The organism is Desulfuromonas acetoxidans DSM 684 (assembly GCF_000167355.1).
GTDB lineage: Bacteria > Desulfobacterota > Desulfuromonadia > Desulfuromonadales > Desulfuromonadaceae > Desulfuromonas > Desulfuromonas acetoxidans.
Genome location: NZ_AAEW02000008.1, coordinates 141,598 through 158,515, shown reverse-complemented (window position 1 = coordinate 158,515; position 16,918 = coordinate 141,598). Strand labels below are relative to the sequence as shown.

Sequence of the window (16,918 nt, the reverse complement as noted above, 5' to 3'; positions counted from 1 at the left end):
CGTAATGTCAGCGATAGGCGCTTCATTTCCAGCAGTTTGCGTAATGGATACAACTCCGGCACCTTCATCAGCAACAGTATAGTTGGTCACAGACAAAGCCGTCGAGCCACTGGTGCCATTGACGATTTCATCGGCCAAAGCAGCACCCGTCAGAGAACCACCTGAACTGTTGGTAAAGGTAAAATCGGAACCATCGACCGTGAAGGTCATGGTATCGCCATCAGCAAGAGTCGTTGCGGTCAAATCGATGGTTTGAGATTCTGCCTGGGCCGGGATAGCCGCAGCTCCGGGGGTCGCTTCAGTCGCAGTCACATTGGTCGTTGAATTCGCCAGTGAAACGGCGGAGAAGTCAAAACTTTGAACGTTGACCGCTTCGGCAATATCTACTCCCGCAGCAGTGTTGATGGCCGCAGCCAGACTGGTATTTGTTCCATCTGTCGCACCAACATCCGTGCCGTTAACAACCAGATCACCTGCAGCCAGAGCGGAACCATCCATTTCTCCGCCGACAACAGCATCACCGTTCGGTGCTTCAATGGTCGCACCGACATAGCTGAGCTGACTGGTTTCAGCGCTGGCAATACTGAAAGAGATGGTTTGGCTGACACCAGCATTGGCGCCAACTTGGAAGGTGGCATCATTCATGGTGCCATCAAGCAGATTTTTACCGTTAAATTGAGTGGTGTCGGCAATACGATCCAGCTCTTCGATCAGCTGATCAACCTCAGCCTGCAAAGATTCACGATCGGATGCACTATTGGTGTCATTGGCAGACTGGACACCCAGCTCACGAATGCGCTGAAGAATATTGGTGCTTTCCTGCAGGGCACCTTCGGCAGTTTGGGAAAGAGATATACCATCGTTGGCATTCCGTGTCGCCTGGTTCAGACCGGTGATCTGAGCCGTCATGCGGTCGGAGATGGCCAAACCGGCAGCATCATCTTTAGCACTGTTGATACGGAGTCCTGAAGACAGCCGTTGCATGGACTGGTTCAGATCCGTTTGGGATCGGCCCAGATTACGCTGGGCGTTCAAAGACGCGACATTGGTATTGATCGTCAATGCCATAAAATCCTCCATGAGTTGGTAATAACGGGCTTCCGTGCCCTGAAATTAGTGATGTGGCTTTAAAACCACAGATAAATGACCAAGGGTTGATCGATGTCTAACCTCACCTCGCTTTCCGCCAAGTCCCTTTTAGTACGATACTTTTTTTACACTCTACAAACAAAAGTATACAAAAAAAATACTTTCATCTAGAGAAAAATTTTAATTTTCTTAAATCAGTGCATAAAAAAGCCCCGCAATGAGAGAAAAAAACCTCATTGCGGGGCATGGTATGCGTTGATTAACCTTGGAGCAAACTCAAGGCCAGCTGCGGTGCCTGATTCGCTTGGGCCAGAATCGAAACACCTGCTTGTTGCAGAATATTCTGCTTGGTCATATTGGATGTCTCTTCAGCGATATCCGCATCGAGTATCCGTGACCGTGCTGCCGAGAGGTTCTCGGAAACGTTCTGCAGGTTGGCAATCGTTGATTCGAAACGGTTTTGCACCGCACCAAGGTCACCACGGATGGTATCAATCTGCATCAGAGCCGCGTCAACGGAGCTGATGGCCATGGTGGCCCCTTCTTGTGTCGAAATATCCACCTGATCAATGGTGGTTGTCGGGTTACCAACCTCATCCAGACCGGCCAGAGCCAACGCACCAGCCGTGCCCTCTTCGAGGGTGATATCGGCATTGCTATCGAGTGAGATCTGGCCGCCATGAGTCACCGGCGCACCTGCGGTGGCTGCGGTGTCAGCAAAACCGACACCTGTATTCGTACCACCGAGGTCTTCCTGCAGGGTGATGTCAGCGCCATCACTGTTGGCCAGCGTGATGTTGTTATCAGCGTCAACAGACGCGGTATAACCTGCGGTGGTGAGTGCATCAACAACATCCTGCGCATTGATCACGCCGTCACCGCCATCGGCCACGCCAATGTCTGCACCATCGACAGTCAGAACATAGGTGCCGGTTACGGCATCATCGGTACCGGGTGTGGTTTCTGTCACACCCGGAGCCACATCGCCTGAAACAGAGATATTGGCAACATCACCGCTGGTTGCAGCAGAGGTATAAACCAGATCTGCGCCGGTCGCACCGGCTGCGGCAGTGAACAGGGAATCGTCATTACTCCCACCGAATGTCACCACACCACCACTGGCGCCGGTAACCGTCGGATTGGCGACAGGATCAGCAATATAGGCCGCGAAGCCAGCAGCAAGTTCATCTGCAGTGATCGCGTTGCCTGTACCATCACCGGTAGCAGTCACACCGTTGACAATGGCCGTGGCATCACCAACACCGGTATTGGCCAATGCACCAAAGGTGACGGTATTGACTTCCTGATCACCAGGTGTCACTTCCAGGGTAACATCTTCAAAGCCAAAAGTTAGTGAGTTGACCACAGTGGCAATATCTTCACCGGCAGCGGTATTGATCGCATCACCCAGGCTGGTTGCAGTGCCGTCGGTAGCTCCAATAGCCTGATCGTTGACAATGATATCGCCTTCGGCAAGAGCAGTTGTGGAAACGCTGGTTCCAGCAACAGGATCACCGTTGGGAGCTTCGACGAAGCTACCGACATAACCGAGCGTATCGGTTTCAGCACTGGCGATACTGAAGGATATGGTCTGATTGACACCGGCGTTAGGGCCGACCTGGAAGGTGGCATCGGTCATGCTACCGTCAAGCAGGTTCTTACCGTTGAACTGAGTGGTGTCGGCAATGCGGTCGAGTTCAGCAATCAACTGATCAACCTCCGCCTGCAAAGACTCACGGTCCGTTGCACTGTTGGTATCGTTGGCAGACTGAACACCCAGCTCACGAATACGCTGGAGAATATTGGTGCTCTCCTGCAGCGCCCCTTCAGCGGTTTGCGCCAGAGAGATACCATCATTGGCATTGCGTGCTGCCTGATTGAGACCGGTAATTTGAGCAGTCATACGGTCGGAGATGGCCAGACCGGCGGCATCATCCTTCGCACTGTTGATCCGCAGCCCCGAAGACAGGCGCTGCATGGACTGATTAAGGTCCGTTTGAGATTTACCGAGATTACGTTGGGCGTTCAGAGACGCAACATTAGTATTTATTGTCAGTGACATAACAATACTCCGTATAAATTGTTATTTTTAAAACTCGCGGAAAAGCGCGAAGCCCGTCTTAGCCGTGAGCACTTTCTTTTTGCGCTTCGTCCTGTTTCTTTTCAACAGCCTCAACAACCGGCAGCGGGGTCTGAATGTCATAGCCGCTCTTCTCAAGGATCACCTGAATCGCCCGGTTGGTCTGCGGGGCAAACAGGATTGGAGCCGCGAGGTTGAGGGTAATTTTTCTATCGGGCGGTACCGTAACCACAACCAATGCATAGCAGTTGTCACCCTCGTCAATACCGAGCTTTTCACACTCGTTCGTTTCGGGAACAACTTTATAGGTCAGGAAAAAGTTGGTCGGATCGGTGAGTACCAAAGCGATATCAGGATCTTCAATACTTTGAATCCAGAACAGCGGACCTTCCTTTTCATTGGGCATGACGACAAAGTCACGCAGGGATTCGAAACCGATCAGTCCTTCAGGAAACGTCAATACAGAAGCCGGATCGTACTCAATCTCACCAAAACGACTGTTTATCTTGTTCATTTTTCCTCCTTTGTCGGACGGTAGCCTGTTGCCAATGTGTCCAGGTCGTCCAATGTCCAACTTGTTGCGGCACGATTCTGCTCCAGAATCTTGTCGTACACTTCCTGACGATATATTTTTTTGTTGCGCGGTGCCTCAATACCCAGACGGATGGTTCCGCCTTTGATTTCGACAATCTGCAATTTTATGTCATCGCCGATGACAATTCCTTCACCGACTTTTCTGGTTAATACCAGCATAGCAAGCCTTTCAAAAATTCAATCCAAACTACAAATAATTAAGGATAGATAATTGCCCGACCCTTCCAGTCACACTGAGTGCAGCTTCAAGAGCGGTCTCGGTCTGGGTGATCTCGGTGATCACATCGATCAGATCCACATCTTCATAGCGCGAAAGAATCTGCTGCAGGTCTATCAGCACCCCTTCCATATGATCCTTGGAGGTTTCAATCCGTGCGGCGTTGTTGCCCATCAAACTGCGCGAGCTACGCACGCCGTCGGCGGAGGTCTCAAGACGCGCCAGAAGATCCTGGAGGTCCGGAACTTCACGCAGCTGCAACGGGGCACCGTCGGGCAACAGTGAAACCGAGGGATTGGCACCACCAATGGTGAAATCAGCGCCGCTGGTGATGGTGACTTCCCCGTAATAGGTGTCGCCGGAGCCGTCATTGCTGATATCGGTAAAACCAACGGCGGCTCCGCCGGCATCCTGGACGATGTCCAGATTATCCCCGTCAACACGTGAGAAAGCGAGGTCACCACCGGTAGCGGAACCGCTAACGGTCACACCGGCCGCAGCAAAAGCAGCGGCATTGGCGGCAACAGCGGCATCAACATCAGCGGCAGTAACCCCGTCGGCATCGGCCGCGAACAGACTGATGCCTTCAACGGTCAATGAATAGGGAGGATCCGTAGCCGTTACATCAGTCCAGGCAAACAAGTCGCTTCCACTGGTGCTGTCGGCGGCGGTGGCCGTGACGGTCAAGCCAGCCGCGGTTGCGGCGGTTTCAAGATTGGTTGCCAGATCAATGGCGCTGTTCGACGCGGCGACATCAATCTGAGTTGTGCCGTCACCGATGGTCAGGTCGCCACCACCCGTGGTCGGTCCGCTCATGGCCGTACCGTTCAGGGTGGTATAGCTCCCGGCCGTCAAACCGGAAACCGCAACGCCGACACCGACGTCGTAAAGCAGGACCGGCTGGCCCGCAGCATCAAAATCCACCGGGGTCGTGCCGTCGTTATACACATACATCGGCTGTTCCAAAGCAGTGGCCGATAGCGCGGCACCGCTGCTATCCGTGGTTACTCCGGGAGGAAACTGCGCATTGTAATCGGCAATACTCAGAGGCTCACCATCCACTCCCATCAGAGGCTGCAGGGCAATGGGTTCGCCACCAAACGTTAATGGAACCGCATTTCCTGAAGCGTCTAACACCGGGCTGGCCGGGTCGCCGCCGTCGAGAGCGATGGGGGTGAAGTCACCGTTGGCCGCATCGAGATAACCGATATCGGCAGTGGGCAGCGCAGTCGCGCCGTTGTAGACTTGACCGGCCTCACCGCGAATGGCGCGTTCAAGATCGGTCAACTGAGCAAAAAGATTGGTTCCGGTCTGTTCCAGGACACCGTCGCCATCCAGATCGGTCAAGCCCATGAACAGGCTGGCTCCGTCCAGGCTGGTCTCCACATATTCACCGGGAGCGGTTTCCAACTTTTTGATGTTGGAATCCCCATTATAGACCACCACACCATTTTCCTCGGTGAAAGGCGGCGTGTCTTCGAGATAGCCGGCAAAAATATACTGCCCACCCACTTGGGCGTTGGCGACACTCATCAGTGATGTTTTTACATAGTTGATTGAGTCAGCCAGCGTTTCCATGTCGGCATCGCTCATCGACGCATTGATGGCGTTGATGGTCGTTTCCTTGGCATTGACCAGAAGATTCTCCGCCTGATCCAGATAGCTGTCGAGGTTGTCGAGACGGTCAAGTGAGGTTTCCATGGAACTGATGAAACGCTCGGAAGCACGAATCTGGGTCCGAGCCGACAACACGGGGCGGATCGCAGCCGGATCATCGGACGGGCGGTTGAGTTTTTTGCCGGTCGCTTCCTGAGTGCGCAGATTTTCAAGCTGATTATTGATACTGTTCAGCTCTGAATTTAGCGTGCGAAAGGTTGTTGCCTGTGTTGATTTCATAACGTTACCCTCTACCGACTACGGCCAGGAGGCTGATCCCGGCACAAGCTCTCCAACGTTCACGGACAGCCCCTGCAATTTCGCCGTATTAATTCTTGATGTTGATTACCGTCACCATCAATTCGTCGACCGTCGACAGCAACTTGGCTGACGCTTCAAAGCCGCGCTGGAACTTAATCAGGCTGATCATCTCTTCTTCAATAGAGACCCCAACGGAACCATCACGAAGATTTTTCAATTGGGTCAGAGAATCCTCAGCACCACTTTGCGCCAAACGGTTCTGTCCGGCTTCAATACCGACACTGGCAGCCATTTTGCCGTAAAAGCTGACAAAGGTATCTTCACCGTTAATGGTGTCTTCGTCTTTAAGGGCGGAAATGGCCAGGGCATTGGTGTTATCGCCGGGGGCACTGCTGTTACCGGCCGCTACCTTACTGGTATCGCGAATGGACACAGCAATCAGGTCACTGATATTCGGCATACTGAACTCCGGGGCTTCATAGCTGCCCCCCACCGCCGACGTATCGAGTTGGACGCTGTCACCGGCGTTGTCCGGTCTCAACACCATGACAAAGGTGCCGTCATCCTGTTCATTGACGGTTGCCGTCACGCCGAGAGCGGCGGTGTTGATGGTGTCCGCCAAATCGTTCAATGAACCACCGGCAAACGCCACGGTATTGGCAACGCCATCCACTTCGATCGAAAGATCACCCGCCGAAAAGGCTGTGGCCTGGTCTGGATCGACATAACTCTGGGTCGTATGGTTCCCGGGATTATTAAAGAATGCCACGCCCGTCGAACCGTCGAGCCCGACCCCCTGAGCATGAAGACTGTTGACCGTTTGCACCATTTCATAGGCCGTCAGGTCGAGATTTTGCTTCAGCTCGGGGATAAATTCATCGCGCAATTCAAACAAGCCATTAAACTTGCCACCCAGATTGTCGCCTTTGACTTCAAAGGAACTCTCGCCAATATTCAGCGTCAGGGTCAGGTCTTCACCTCTGGGGGTAGCTTCAAGCTGAAGCGCCGTACCGTTCTGAACCAAAGGCAAACCACCGGGCAATTGGATATTGATGGCGCCGTTCGGCTCCTCGTAAGACTGCACGCCTAACGTGTAGGTCAGCTCCTGTAACAACAGGTCACGCTGATCGCGAAACGAGTTGGCTGATTTGCCGTTGGCTTCGATATTTTGAATTTGAGTATTAAGTTCAGCGATCTGATTCAACTTAAGATTGACATCATCGATTTCAGACGCCACGGTATCGTTGATATTGCTGCGTACGTTATCGAGATCGCGAGCAAGGCTGTTGAACGATGACGCTAACAGTTCACCACGCTGAATAACGATGTCGCGCTCAACTTCACCACTGGGATTCGTGGACAGCTCCTGCCAGGCATCAAAGAAGCGGTCGATCTCCGTCGCCAGATTCTCGTCACCAACACTAAAGACGCGCTCTAACTCAGCCAGCGGAGTTGATTTGGCATCCTCGGTACCGAGTTCCTGGCTTTTATCCAGTAACTGTTGGTTGATAAAAACATCGTACTCACGTTCGATATTGTTAACCCGAACACCGGTTCCGACAAAAAAACCGCCAAACTCAAGCGACGGGATATCGCCAAGAACAACGTTTTGCCGTGAATACCCCTCGGTGTTGACGTTGGCAATATTATTGCCTGCAACCTCGATGGATTTCTGACTGGCAAAAAGGCTGGTTTTTCCTGTATTGAGTGCAGCAGCTAAACCCATTACACCCTCCCGGACAGAAGTCGGCCCCCCATCCCTTTACTCACCATGCCACCGGCCGGGGTATAGGCATCGGGTACCGTTTTGCGTCCAAAAAACTCCATCGATTCACGAATCCAGTTGAGCGCGGACCACAGCAGATAGGCATTGCGACGATTTTCAAAACGGATCGTGTCAGCCAACTGGCGATCTTCCGGGGACAAGTCCCCTTCAAGTTCGAGCTGCGCAAGTAACGCATCTTTACGTTGCGTTACGGCCTGCAGAGCGACGACATCCAAAGCTTTGGCGCACTCACGCTCTTCGATGATCACATCGTGTAAGGCTTGCAGCTGTTCGTGAATCGTGCGTGTCATACCTGACGTCCTTCAGCAATAAACTTAAGCAGACTTCCGGCCACTTTTTTCAAATCCGGCTGGTAGGAACCATCCGCAATCTGAGCTTTGAGCTCTTCAACTTTAGCTGCCCGTGCTGTTTCCTGGGTTTCATTGACATCCTGGACATACGCCGGGGCATTGAGAAGCGGTGCATTCAGCCCTTCGAGAGGCTGCGCTTTCAACGGAGCTGCGGTTTCCTGGGTCTGCCCTGCCTGTTGCAAGACAGAGGAGAAGCTCACCTTGTCACTGGCCGCACCTTTCTCCGCGTCTTTGGCTCCCTGCTGCTGTTGGGTTTTTTTCACCGAATTTTGCGGGATCAACCCTTTGTCGCCATCAATTCTCATCGTCATAACATCACCTGTTTTCTGCTGTAATTATCCGTTTTGAGGTAACTCAATCCATCGCTGGGTTATTTTTTCATAAATCCGTTGAAACGTTTCTTCACTGAGTCGGGAAAGCTCATGACCATTGCCGTATTGAAAACGGCGGCAGCAGTCGATCACTTCGTTGGCGATCAGGGAAGAGAACTCCAGGTCGCGTTGCATCAGTTGTGTCAACTGCTCAACCATACGCTGGGCACAGGATTCCGGGCCGAAATAGCCCTCTTCGCCGACCAGTGTTTCAATGGTCTCTTCAGAGATTTCACCATGACCACACAACATGTTCAACACTGAACGTTGCTGTTGAACAATCCCAACGACGGCATTTTTAATCATGCCTCGCTCGGAACGGCTCAATCCGTGCCGTCCTGAAGCTGTCGGCCTCGGCGACGCGGACAACAGCGGCACGGTCGTAAACTCTGATGTAAACTGGATCGGCAGTGCTGTTGTCATGATGAACCCCTTTGTAACATAGTGGAAAAAAGAACTATCTTCTTTTTTACTTGGCTATTTTATCGTCGGGTTTGGCGCAGAACTTTAGCGAAAACAATCGCTTTTATAAAAAACATGCGCTTTTTCAGCCCACAGGTGCAGCAACAGCACCAACCGCAGAATCACCACACATAATCGCATTAACAAAGAGAGCCGAAGTGCTCAGGAAGAACACCTTTTAAATCATATTTTTGCGCGGAAATCGAAATTTTGACATCGCAACAGAAACGTCACACTACTCTTTTGAAAGCTGCTCATAAAGCTTGCTGCCAATTCCCATGCTCTGGTTGTGAGCCATCTCCCGAGCAACTTCACCATCGAAAAGATCCTGATAGATCTCGCTGGCGTTATCTTTTTCGACCAGACCGCCCTCGGGCTGGGCGCCACGCATAGCTTTGAACATCATCTGAACCATCACGGCTTCAAACTCCTCACAGGTTTTTTCCAACTGATGGCCCTGCTGGGAGGAAGAGGTATTGGTCAGGTTGTTGGTTTGATCGGTGTACATGCGTGGGTCGACATGGAGATTCATAATAGCCTCTCGTGTGAAATCGTTTACTGTCATTGCTCTTATCGGGTGTGACAGCCAAGTCTTTAGAAAAAAAGACCATTTCAACCGTCCAAAACACCTCCAGAGTTACGACGATGAGTATTCCCATCGCTCGAAAAACCAATATTCACGCTGATTTTATCAGGCGAAAAAATCAGAGTATGCTAACCTCTACAAAAAAATAACACCCTAGCAGGCTGTTGAAAAACAGCCTATGGAGCCCATGGACGGGCGACCAAAATCAAGGACATGTTTTCAAGTGCTTGATTTTGTAAGCAAGACGGAAATCGCATTTTCGACTTGCGTCGCTGAAAAGGCCCCGGATGGGACTTTTTCAACACCCTGCTAGGCAATGCACCCCTTTGAGCAAGGACGATAAAGGACCTTTTTATGATTATCCCCGTACTTCTGTCGGGCGGCTCCGGAACCCGGTTGTGGCCCCTGTCCCGCTCCGTTCACCCCAAACAGCTGTTACCGTTAACGGACCAGAAAACCATGTTGCAACAGACCGCTCTACGCTTATCAGGTCTTGATGGGGTTGCGGCGCCCATTGTCGTCTGCAATGAAGAGCATCGCTTCATGGTCGCTGAACAACTGCGCCAGATCGATCAACAACCGTCGGCAATTCTGCTGGAGCCTGTTGGCAGAAACACAGCACCGGCAGTGGCTCTGGCAGCCCTGCAGGCTTTGAAGGTGGACACAAAGGCGACGCTGCTGGTCTTGCCGGCCGATCACAGCATTGCCCATCCCGAAGCACTGTGCGATGCAATCAAAGCCCTGAGTGATCATGTTGAGCAAGGGATGCTGGCCACATTCGGCATTGTTCCGACCTGCCCGGAGACCGGCTATGGCTACATCCAAAAGGGCACATCGATCCAAACATCCCCGCTGCCTGTTTTCACCATCAACTCTTTTGTTGAAAAACCCGACTTGCCCACGGCCCAAGACTACGTGGATAGCGGCGATTACTATTGGAACAGTGGCATGTTTATGTTTCAAGCAGCCCGCTATCTTGAAGAACTTGAGCGTTTCGAGCCAGAGATTGTGACCTGCTGCCACAAGGCGCTGCGCGCGGCACAGAAAGATTTGGACTTCGTCCGTGTTGGCGCGGAAGCCTTTGCTGATTGCACCAGTATCTCCATTGACTATGCGGTGATGGAAAAGGTCTCGGATGCCATTGTCGTGCCGTTGGATGCCGGATGGAACGACGTCGGCTCCTGGTCCAGCTTGTGGGAGATCGGTGACAAAGATCACCACAACAATGTCATTCGAGGTGATGTGCTGACCCACGATGTCAGCAACAGCTACCTGCACGGCACCAGCCGCCTGCTCAGTGCTGTGGGCGTGGATAACCTGATCATCGTCGAAACCTCGGATGCCATCCTGGTCGCCCATCGCGACAGAGCACAGGAGATCAAGCAGATCGTCCAGCAACTGACCAGCCTGGGCCGCGCGGAAGCCGACACACCGCAAAAAGTGGCCAGACCGTGGGGGTGGTACGAAAGTATCGACCATGCTGACAGGTTTCAGGTCAAGCACATTACGGTGAAGCCCGGCGCCAGTCTGTCATTGCAAATGCACCATCATCGTGCCGAACACTGGGTGATCGTCAAGGGCACGGCAAAAATCACCCGCGGCGATGAGGTTCTGACTTTGACGGAAAACCAGTCAACCTACATCCCTCTGGGAACCAGGCACCGCCTGGAAAATCCCGGCAAAATTCCTCTGGAATTGATCGAAATTCAATCGGGAAGTTACTTGGGGGAAGATGACATCGTTCGTTTCGAAGACAATTACGGCCGATAACAACAAAGGGAGCTTGTCTGCAACAGACAAGCCCCCCTCTTTTCGTTTAGTCCACCGTGGTGAGAACCGTTTAAAGAATCTCCAACTCGGCATGCAAGGCCCCGGCAGCTTTGATCGCCTGGAAAATTGCAATCAGGTCACGAGGTGTCGCGCCAATGGCATTGAGGGCACGGGCCACATCGCCGATACTAACCCCCATCGGCAAGACGACTAGGTTGCCGCGATCTTCGGACACGCTGATATCGGTTTGCGGCACTTCAACAGTGTTCCCAGTTTCAGAAAGAGGCGACGGTTGGGAAACCAGTGCCGAGTCATTGATGACCAAGTTGAGGTTACCGTGGGACACGGCAACCGTCGACAGACGGACATGTTCCCCCATAACAATGGTGCCACTGCGTTCATTAACAATGATCTTGGCAATCATATCCGGCTGAACTTCCAGATGCTCGACCCGGGCAATAAATTCAACCAGTGAGTCGGCATACTCATCGGCCACGATCACCTGCAGAGAACCACTATCAAGGGCATGTGCCAGAGGTTGGCCGAAATAGCCATTCACAACATCGGCCATACGGCTCACTGTGGTAAAATCAGCGGTGCGCAGGCGGTAATTAAGGGCACGATTTTCAGGTAACCGGAAAGGAACTTCCCGTTCTACGATCGCACCGGAAGGGATACGCCCCACCGTCGGATGATTCTTCTGCACCTTGGCGGCTTTACCGCCAAAAGAGAGTGCACCAACAGCAAGAGCCCCCTGAGCAACCGCATAGACATTACCGTCCGGAGCTTTGAGCGGCGTCATCAATAACGTGCCGCCCACCAGGCTGTCAGCATCACCGATGGAGGAGACCAGCACATCAATGGCACTACCGGCTTTGGCAAATGCCGGCAGTTCGGCGGTCACCATGACAGCGGCAACGTTATCAACTTTGACCTTATCGCGTTCTACACGCATGCCAAGCCGTTCCATCATATTGACGAGAGATTGGATGGTAAATTCGGTACTGGAACTGTCACCGGTACCATTCAGACCCACGACCAAACCATAACCAACCAGTTGATTGGTCCGCACCCCTTCAATATCGGCCAGATCCTTAATGCGACTGGCCAGCCCTGTCGAGCAGGACAGGCTGAAGAGGACCAGAGCTATAATCACGATGTGAACACGTTTTGTCATTCTCAACTCCTGCGGGCTATCAACCCGAGGCAACACACTTAAAATGGTGTTACCGTATCCAGTAACCGCAGCAACCAACCCGGCTTCTGTTTATCGTCAATCACACCTTTACCGGTATAGACAATATTGGCATCAAGAACATACTTTGAGTCAATAAGGTTTTCCGGGGTGATATCTTCCTGGCGGACAATACCGGACAGGTGAATCAACTGTCGTTCATGGTTGACGGTAACACTTTTACTCCCGGAAATACGCAGAGTGCCGTTCGGCAACACTTCAACCACTCGGGTTGTCAATGTCGCGACCAGATCTTCTTTCCGGGTGGTACTGCCACTACCCTGAAAATCGTTGGTATATCCGGCACTGACCAGATTGGCCGGATCAATGTTACTGTTCAAGTTGGCGAGATTGGATTCCAGGCCAAACAAGCTGGTAATATCGGCACTGGCGGAGGTAGTTCGGCCCGTGGATGTGGTCGCTTGCTTGCTGGCTTCGGCCTGCTCGTAGATGGCCACGGTGAGAATATCGCCGACACGACTGGCCCGGTTATCAACAAACAGACTGCCGTTACCCGTCGTCCACAAGGAGCCGGGTGTCTTGGGCTGCGGTGCCTCAATCTCGGGAGTTTCCATGGTGACCGGCTTGGAGATTTCAGCATCTCTCGGTTGCACCGGTGCACAGGCGACAACACCCGCTACAAGCATCAAAAGGTATGGAATCCGTTGCCACATCTGTTTCATGTTAAAACTCCACTTCGACCAGATCCGGCCCAACGACCTGAGCCATAACCACTTTTTTCGATCTGTTGTTTTGCACCCGAATCACTTCGCCCTTGCTGCCGTCTTCCAGGGCAATGCCGATCGCCGTCAACATCATGCCGCTGCGGCGGGCGACCAATTTGACAAAGCTGCCTTTGTGGACCAGTGGCGGTGTTTCCACACTCTTGAACTCCACCGGCTGACCGGCACGTACATTGCGGGCAACGAGTTTTCCCACCACATTTTTCAGGTCAAAAATAGGTTCACGGATCCGCGAAACATCCAGGTGAACCAAACTGACATCTTCGGCGGAAATAATCGTCCCACGTTTAAGCGACTGTTGCGCCACCACCACATCGGCCTTGACGAGCAACTTGCCGCGAACCGTGACCGATTTGACAGTGCGCCCATCGACCCGATAGACCACGGTGAAATGGCGGCTGCCAATGATCTTTTTAACGGCTGGCAACACATCTATTCGCAATTTACCTGCCGGAAGAGTAAAAGAATCCTCCTTGGAATACGGCTCAAACGTGTAATCAACATGGTTAATGCGCTGTTGGGCCTTGTTCAGATAAGTCTTGATGGTGCGCTGGATATCCTGATTGGTAATTGTGGTTCCACCGGCAACCGCCAGGGAGCTCCACAGCAAGCCAATCACCATGCTGACTAGGAGCAGCCAGAAAAATCTGTTTTTGTCCGAGAGAATCCGCACCATGCAACCTTAGATCAGATTATTGGTCATTTGCAGCATTTCATCGGCAGTCTGAATGGCCTTGGAATTGACCTCATAAGCCCGTTGACCGGCGATCATATTAACCATCTCTTCCATGACGCTGACGTTGGACCCTTCAAGATAGCCCTGCGATAATGTCCCAAGACCATTTTCGCCGGGGATTCCGGTGTTCGCAACACCCGAGGAGAGCGTTTCAGCAAACAGGTTGCGACCAAGACTACGCAAACCCGATTCATTACTGAAAATCGCCATCTCAATCACACCGATTTCCGTGGAGGTGGACTCACCATCGAGGAAAACATCCACGGTACCATCCTGACCGATGGAGATGCTGGTGGTATTTTCAGGAATGACAATCTGCGGTGTCAACAGGTACCCTTCCGAGGTGGTCAGACGTCCGTCGCCATCTTTTTTCAGCGCACCGGAACGGGTATAAGCGGTGGTTCCGTCAGGCATTTCGACCTGAAAGAAACCACGACCTTCAATGGCCAGATCCAGCTCATTTTCCGTCTGCATCATATCGCCGGTGCTAAACACTTTTTGCACGGCAGCGGTTCGCGAACCAAGACCAACCTGAATACCGGTCGGCGACACGGTATCGGCCGAGGTGGAACTGCCGGGAGTTTTGCTGACCTGATAGAGCAACTCCTGAAAATCCGCACGGCTTTTTTTGAAACCGCTGGTGTTGACGTTGGCCAGGTTGTTGGCAATCACATCAATATTCGTCTGTTGCGAATCCATGCCGGTGGCGGCGGTCCATAATGCTCTGATCATACCCCTGTCTCCTGTTGCTGAATAAACTCTTTATTGTGAAACTGAATAACTCTGATAATTAAAGAGAGCCGATTTCGTTCACTTTGCTCTCGAGAGTGAAATAGTTTTTCATCGCTTTCTGATAATTTTCAAAGGCGCGCAGGCTGGTCATCATCAAAGTCGTTTCCTCAATCGCCTTGACATTGGACTGTTCAAGATGGCCCTGCATCACCTGGCTGTCGGTACTGTTGGGAACGACCCGCATATCGCCATCATAGCTGTAGCGGCCATTACCTTGTTTAATCAACAAGTCCGGATCCGGATCAACCAACGCCAGCTCATCCACCACACCCTCGTTGCCGAGAATACGGCCACGCTCATCAATGACAAAGTCCCCTTCAGGGAGCACAATGGTTTCATTGGCCGGGCTCAACACAAATTCGCCGGTACGGGTGATCAACGTACCGTCCGGTTCCCGATCAAGGGCTCCGAGGCGGGTAAAATAGATCTCACCGTCATCAGGATTGCGAACTTTGAAAAAGCCATTGCCGTTAATGGCCACATCATACTCATTGCGGGTATCGATCAACACGCCTTGCGAATAATCCGTTTTAGCTACTTCGACGTATGAATAGTTCACGCCACCGGCCTGCTGGTTCTGCTTGGCGCTGTCCAAAACCGCACTGAATTGAACTCGGTCTTTTTTATAGCCGAGCGTGTTGGCATTGGAGAGGTTGTTGGTCACGACATCGACAGTCTGCATTCTGGCAACGGCACCACTGAGGGTCGCGTAAATCCCGGAACTCATAAGTTACTCCTGGTTGATTGATCGTTAACTGACATGTCGACCTGTTGGCAGGAAAACTTTAGGGGAGGCATCAATTTAGCGGATGAATATGGGGCGAAATTGTGTCGACTCTTATTCTCAAGGCCGCAAACGTCTCGACGGAGCCAAATCAGCCGTCGCAATTATGCGTGGCAACCAGGGAACAATCAGATAAATTTCTTCAGGCCACAGACGAAATAGATCCCGTGCTGGTCGGAGAGAGACCCAGGGGAAAGACCTTGGAAACGACATGTTCGGGCAGGATTATTCGCTGCAGGCAATGCGTGAGAGGGAGATGAGTTGCGAAGCTTCCGCAATGGAGATGTGCAACACGTCGGCTATCTGCTTTTCGTCCATCCCCTGCTCAGCCAACGCTGCAACATGACGGTATTTATTCGGTGGATTACCCGATGTTGCCGGAGGGGTCTGCAAACGGTTTTTCAGCTCGGCATGATCGAGACTGCGTTCAAAATTGCGTTCTTTGCCGGAGCCACCTTGTTCGATCTGATCTTCGAGCCGGGTCAGACGTTGCAGGGCGTTGAGCAACTGGCGATCGGCTTCTTCACGACGACGGGTTTCATCATGGACCCGCCGTTGCAGACGCCATACTGCCAGGCCAAACACCAACATCATAAAGCTGACGAAGATCAATTGCAGGTGGGGCAGGTTAAACAGCATATCAATGATGTTATGGAGAGTCTGTTGCACCGTAATCACCTCGGCCGTGACAGTTTGACTTTGAGTTTAACCAACGCCTGACTGTGCAATTGGGAAATCCGCCCTTCGGTCAGGTCGAGAACTTCAGCGATCTCCTTTTGCGTCAGTTCTTCATAGTAATACAACGAAATGACCAATCGCTCTTTTTCTGAGAGTTTATCCAGTTGCCCGGCCAGTTCGGAAGCGAGTTCACTCTCCTCTATCCGTTGCTGTACCGACGGTGAATCATCGGTAAGCAGATCGAGAAAATTGCGGCCATCGTCGCGGTCGTCCAAGGTTTCGTTGAGGCTGACACAACCGAGATGACACACCTGGCCAAGCATGTGGCGGTATTCATCCAGGGTCATGTCCATGGCTTCGGCGACTTCTTCCTCTTCGGGAGTGCGGCCGAGACGATGCTCCATCTGGGTAATGGTCTTGCCGATCCGCCCCTGCTTTTCGCGCAATGAACGGGAGAACCAGTCCATCTTGCGGATCTCATCGTAGATGGCTCCACGAATACGCCGCTCGGCAAAGGTTTTGAACATGATCCCCCGCGACGGATCAAAACGGGTGGCGGCATCCATCAACCCCATCATCGCCGCACTGGTCATATCGTCTTTGGTCACGAACCCAGGCACCTGAGCGCGCATGCGATCAACCACCAGATGCACCAGCGACATATGAGACTTGACCAGCTCGTTTTTATCCTGACCGGAAGACGGTCCATAGCCGTAAGGCGAACTCATC

17 protein-coding genes and 3 pseudogenes are annotated in these 16,918 nt (G+C 52.3%); 1 reads left to right on the top strand and 19 read right to left on the bottom strand.

The window, feature by feature from the left end; translation table 11 throughout:
- Window positions 1–705 precede the first annotated feature (705 nt).
- The 11 genes and pseudogenes from DACE_RS18990 to DACE_RS08555 form a co-directional block, all read right to left on the bottom strand.
- Window positions 706–1,068, bottom strand: a pseudogene (locus tag DACE_RS18990) (flagellin N-terminal helical domain-containing protein); the annotation flags it as partial.
- Window positions 1,069–1,348: 280 nt separating this feature from the next.
- Complete coding sequence (locus tag DACE_RS18830; protein ID WP_420196334.1) at window positions 1,349–2,728, bottom strand: flagellin; 1,380 nt, start codon at window positions 2,726–2,728, stop codon at window positions 1,349–1,351.
- A 6-nt stretch (window positions 2,729–2,734) separates the two neighbouring features.
- Window positions 2,735–3,151, bottom strand: a pseudogene (locus tag DACE_RS18985) (flagellin N-terminal helical domain-containing protein); the annotation flags it as partial.
- 58 nt (window positions 3,152–3,209) lie between these two features.
- Window positions 3,210–3,683, bottom strand: a complete 474-nt coding sequence (locus DACE_RS08590; RefSeq protein ID WP_006000349.1) for a flagellar assembly protein FliW — start codon at window positions 3,681–3,683, stop codon at window positions 3,210–3,212.
- Complete coding sequence (gene csrA, locus DACE_RS08585) at window positions 3,680–3,922, bottom strand: carbon storage regulator CsrA (protein WP_006000347.1); 243 nt, start codon at window positions 3,920–3,922, stop codon at window positions 3,680–3,682. The genes DACE_RS08590 and csrA overlap by 4 nt, the downstream gene beginning before the upstream one ends.
- A 28-nt stretch (window positions 3,923–3,950) precedes the next feature.
- Window positions 3,951–5,876: a flagellar hook-associated protein FlgL gene (gene flgL, locus DACE_RS08580; protein WP_006000345.1), complete on the bottom strand. Its 1,926-nt coding sequence runs from the start codon at window positions 5,874–5,876 to the stop codon at window positions 3,951–3,953.
- An 88-nt stretch (window positions 5,877–5,964) separates the two neighbouring features.
- Window positions 5,965–7,623, bottom strand: coding sequence for a flagellar hook-associated protein FlgK (gene flgK / locus DACE_RS08575; protein ID WP_006000343.1), 1,659 nt, complete (start codon window positions 7,621–7,623; stop codon window positions 5,965–5,967).
- Window positions 7,623–7,973 carry a flagellar protein FlgN gene (locus tag DACE_RS08570; protein ID WP_006000342.1) on the bottom strand — a complete coding sequence of 117 codons (351 nt, stop codon included), beginning with the start codon at window positions 7,971–7,973 and terminating at the stop codon, window positions 7,623–7,625. Before DACE_RS08570 ends, flgK begins: the two co-directional genes overlap by 1 nt.
- The gene (gene flgM / locus DACE_RS08565; RefSeq protein WP_006000339.1) at window positions 7,970–8,344 is read right to left on the bottom strand and encodes a flagellar biosynthesis anti-sigma factor FlgM; all 375 of its coding nucleotides are present in this window, start codon (window positions 8,342–8,344) and stop codon (window positions 7,970–7,972) included. Before flgM ends, DACE_RS08570 begins: the two co-directional genes overlap by 4 nt.
- A gap of 24 nt (window positions 8,345–8,368) precedes the next feature.
- Window positions 8,369–8,827, bottom strand: a complete 459-nt coding sequence (locus DACE_RS08560; RefSeq protein WP_006000336.1) for a hypothetical protein — start codon at window positions 8,825–8,827, stop codon at window positions 8,369–8,371.
- Window positions 8,828–9,101: 274 nt separating this feature from the next.
- Window positions 9,102–9,398, bottom strand: coding sequence for a rod-binding protein (locus tag DACE_RS08555; RefSeq protein WP_006000333.1), 297 nt, complete (start codon window positions 9,396–9,398; stop codon window positions 9,102–9,104).
- A 408-nt stretch (window positions 9,399–9,806) separates the two neighbouring features.
- Between DACE_RS08555 and DACE_RS08550 the strand changes: the two genes are divergently transcribed.
- Window positions 9,807–11,222, top strand: coding sequence for a mannose-1-phosphate guanylyltransferase/mannose-6-phosphate isomerase (locus DACE_RS08550; protein WP_006000332.1), 1,416 nt, complete (start codon window positions 9,807–9,809; stop codon window positions 11,220–11,222).
- Here DACE_RS08550 and DACE_RS18980 read toward each other — a convergent pair.
- The 8 genes and pseudogenes from DACE_RS18980 to DACE_RS08515 form a co-directional block, all read right to left on the bottom strand.
- Window positions 11,181–11,315: pseudogene (locus DACE_RS18980) on the bottom strand (hypothetical protein); the annotation flags it as partial. The gene DACE_RS08550 and the pseudogene DACE_RS18980 sit on opposite strands and share 42 nt — an antisense overlap.
- Complete coding sequence (locus DACE_RS08545; protein ID WP_006000329.1) at window positions 11,293–12,399, bottom strand: flagellar basal body P-ring protein FlgI; 1,107 nt, start codon at window positions 12,397–12,399, stop codon at window positions 11,293–11,295. The pseudogene DACE_RS18980 and the gene DACE_RS08545, both read right to left, overlap by 23 nt.
- 38 nt (window positions 12,400–12,437) lie before the next feature.
- Window positions 12,438–13,139 (bottom strand): flagellar basal body L-ring protein FlgH, encoded by a 702-nt coding sequence (locus DACE_RS08540; RefSeq protein WP_006000327.1) that lies wholly within the window; start codon window positions 13,137–13,139, stop codon window positions 12,438–12,440.
- A gap of 1 nt (window position 13,140) precedes the next feature.
- Entirely contained in the window at window positions 13,141–13,875 is a 735-nt protein-coding gene (flgA, locus tag DACE_RS17235) for a flagellar basal body P-ring formation chaperone FlgA (protein ID WP_050769988.1), read from the bottom strand.
- 6 nt (window positions 13,876–13,881) lie between these two features.
- The gene (gene flgG / locus DACE_RS08530; protein WP_006000323.1) at window positions 13,882–14,667 is read right to left on the bottom strand and encodes a flagellar basal-body rod protein FlgG; all 786 of its coding nucleotides are present in this window, start codon (window positions 14,665–14,667) and stop codon (window positions 13,882–13,884) included.
- Between the two features lie 58 nt (window positions 14,668–14,725).
- Window positions 14,726–15,454: a flagellar hook-basal body protein gene (locus DACE_RS08525; RefSeq protein WP_006000320.1), complete on the bottom strand. Its 729-nt coding sequence runs from the start codon at window positions 15,452–15,454 to the stop codon at window positions 14,726–14,728.
- A 282-nt stretch (window positions 15,455–15,736) separates the two neighbouring features.
- The gene (locus DACE_RS08520) at window positions 15,737–16,180 is read right to left on the bottom strand and encodes a hypothetical protein (protein WP_006000318.1); all 444 of its coding nucleotides are present in this window, start codon (window positions 16,178–16,180) and stop codon (window positions 15,737–15,739) included.
- Between the two features lie 5 nt (window positions 16,181–16,185).
- Window positions 16,186–16,917 (bottom strand): FliA/WhiG family RNA polymerase sigma factor, encoded by a 732-nt coding sequence (locus DACE_RS08515; protein ID WP_006000316.1) that lies wholly within the window; start codon window positions 16,915–16,917, stop codon window positions 16,186–16,188.
- Window position 16,918: the final 1 nt, after the last annotated feature.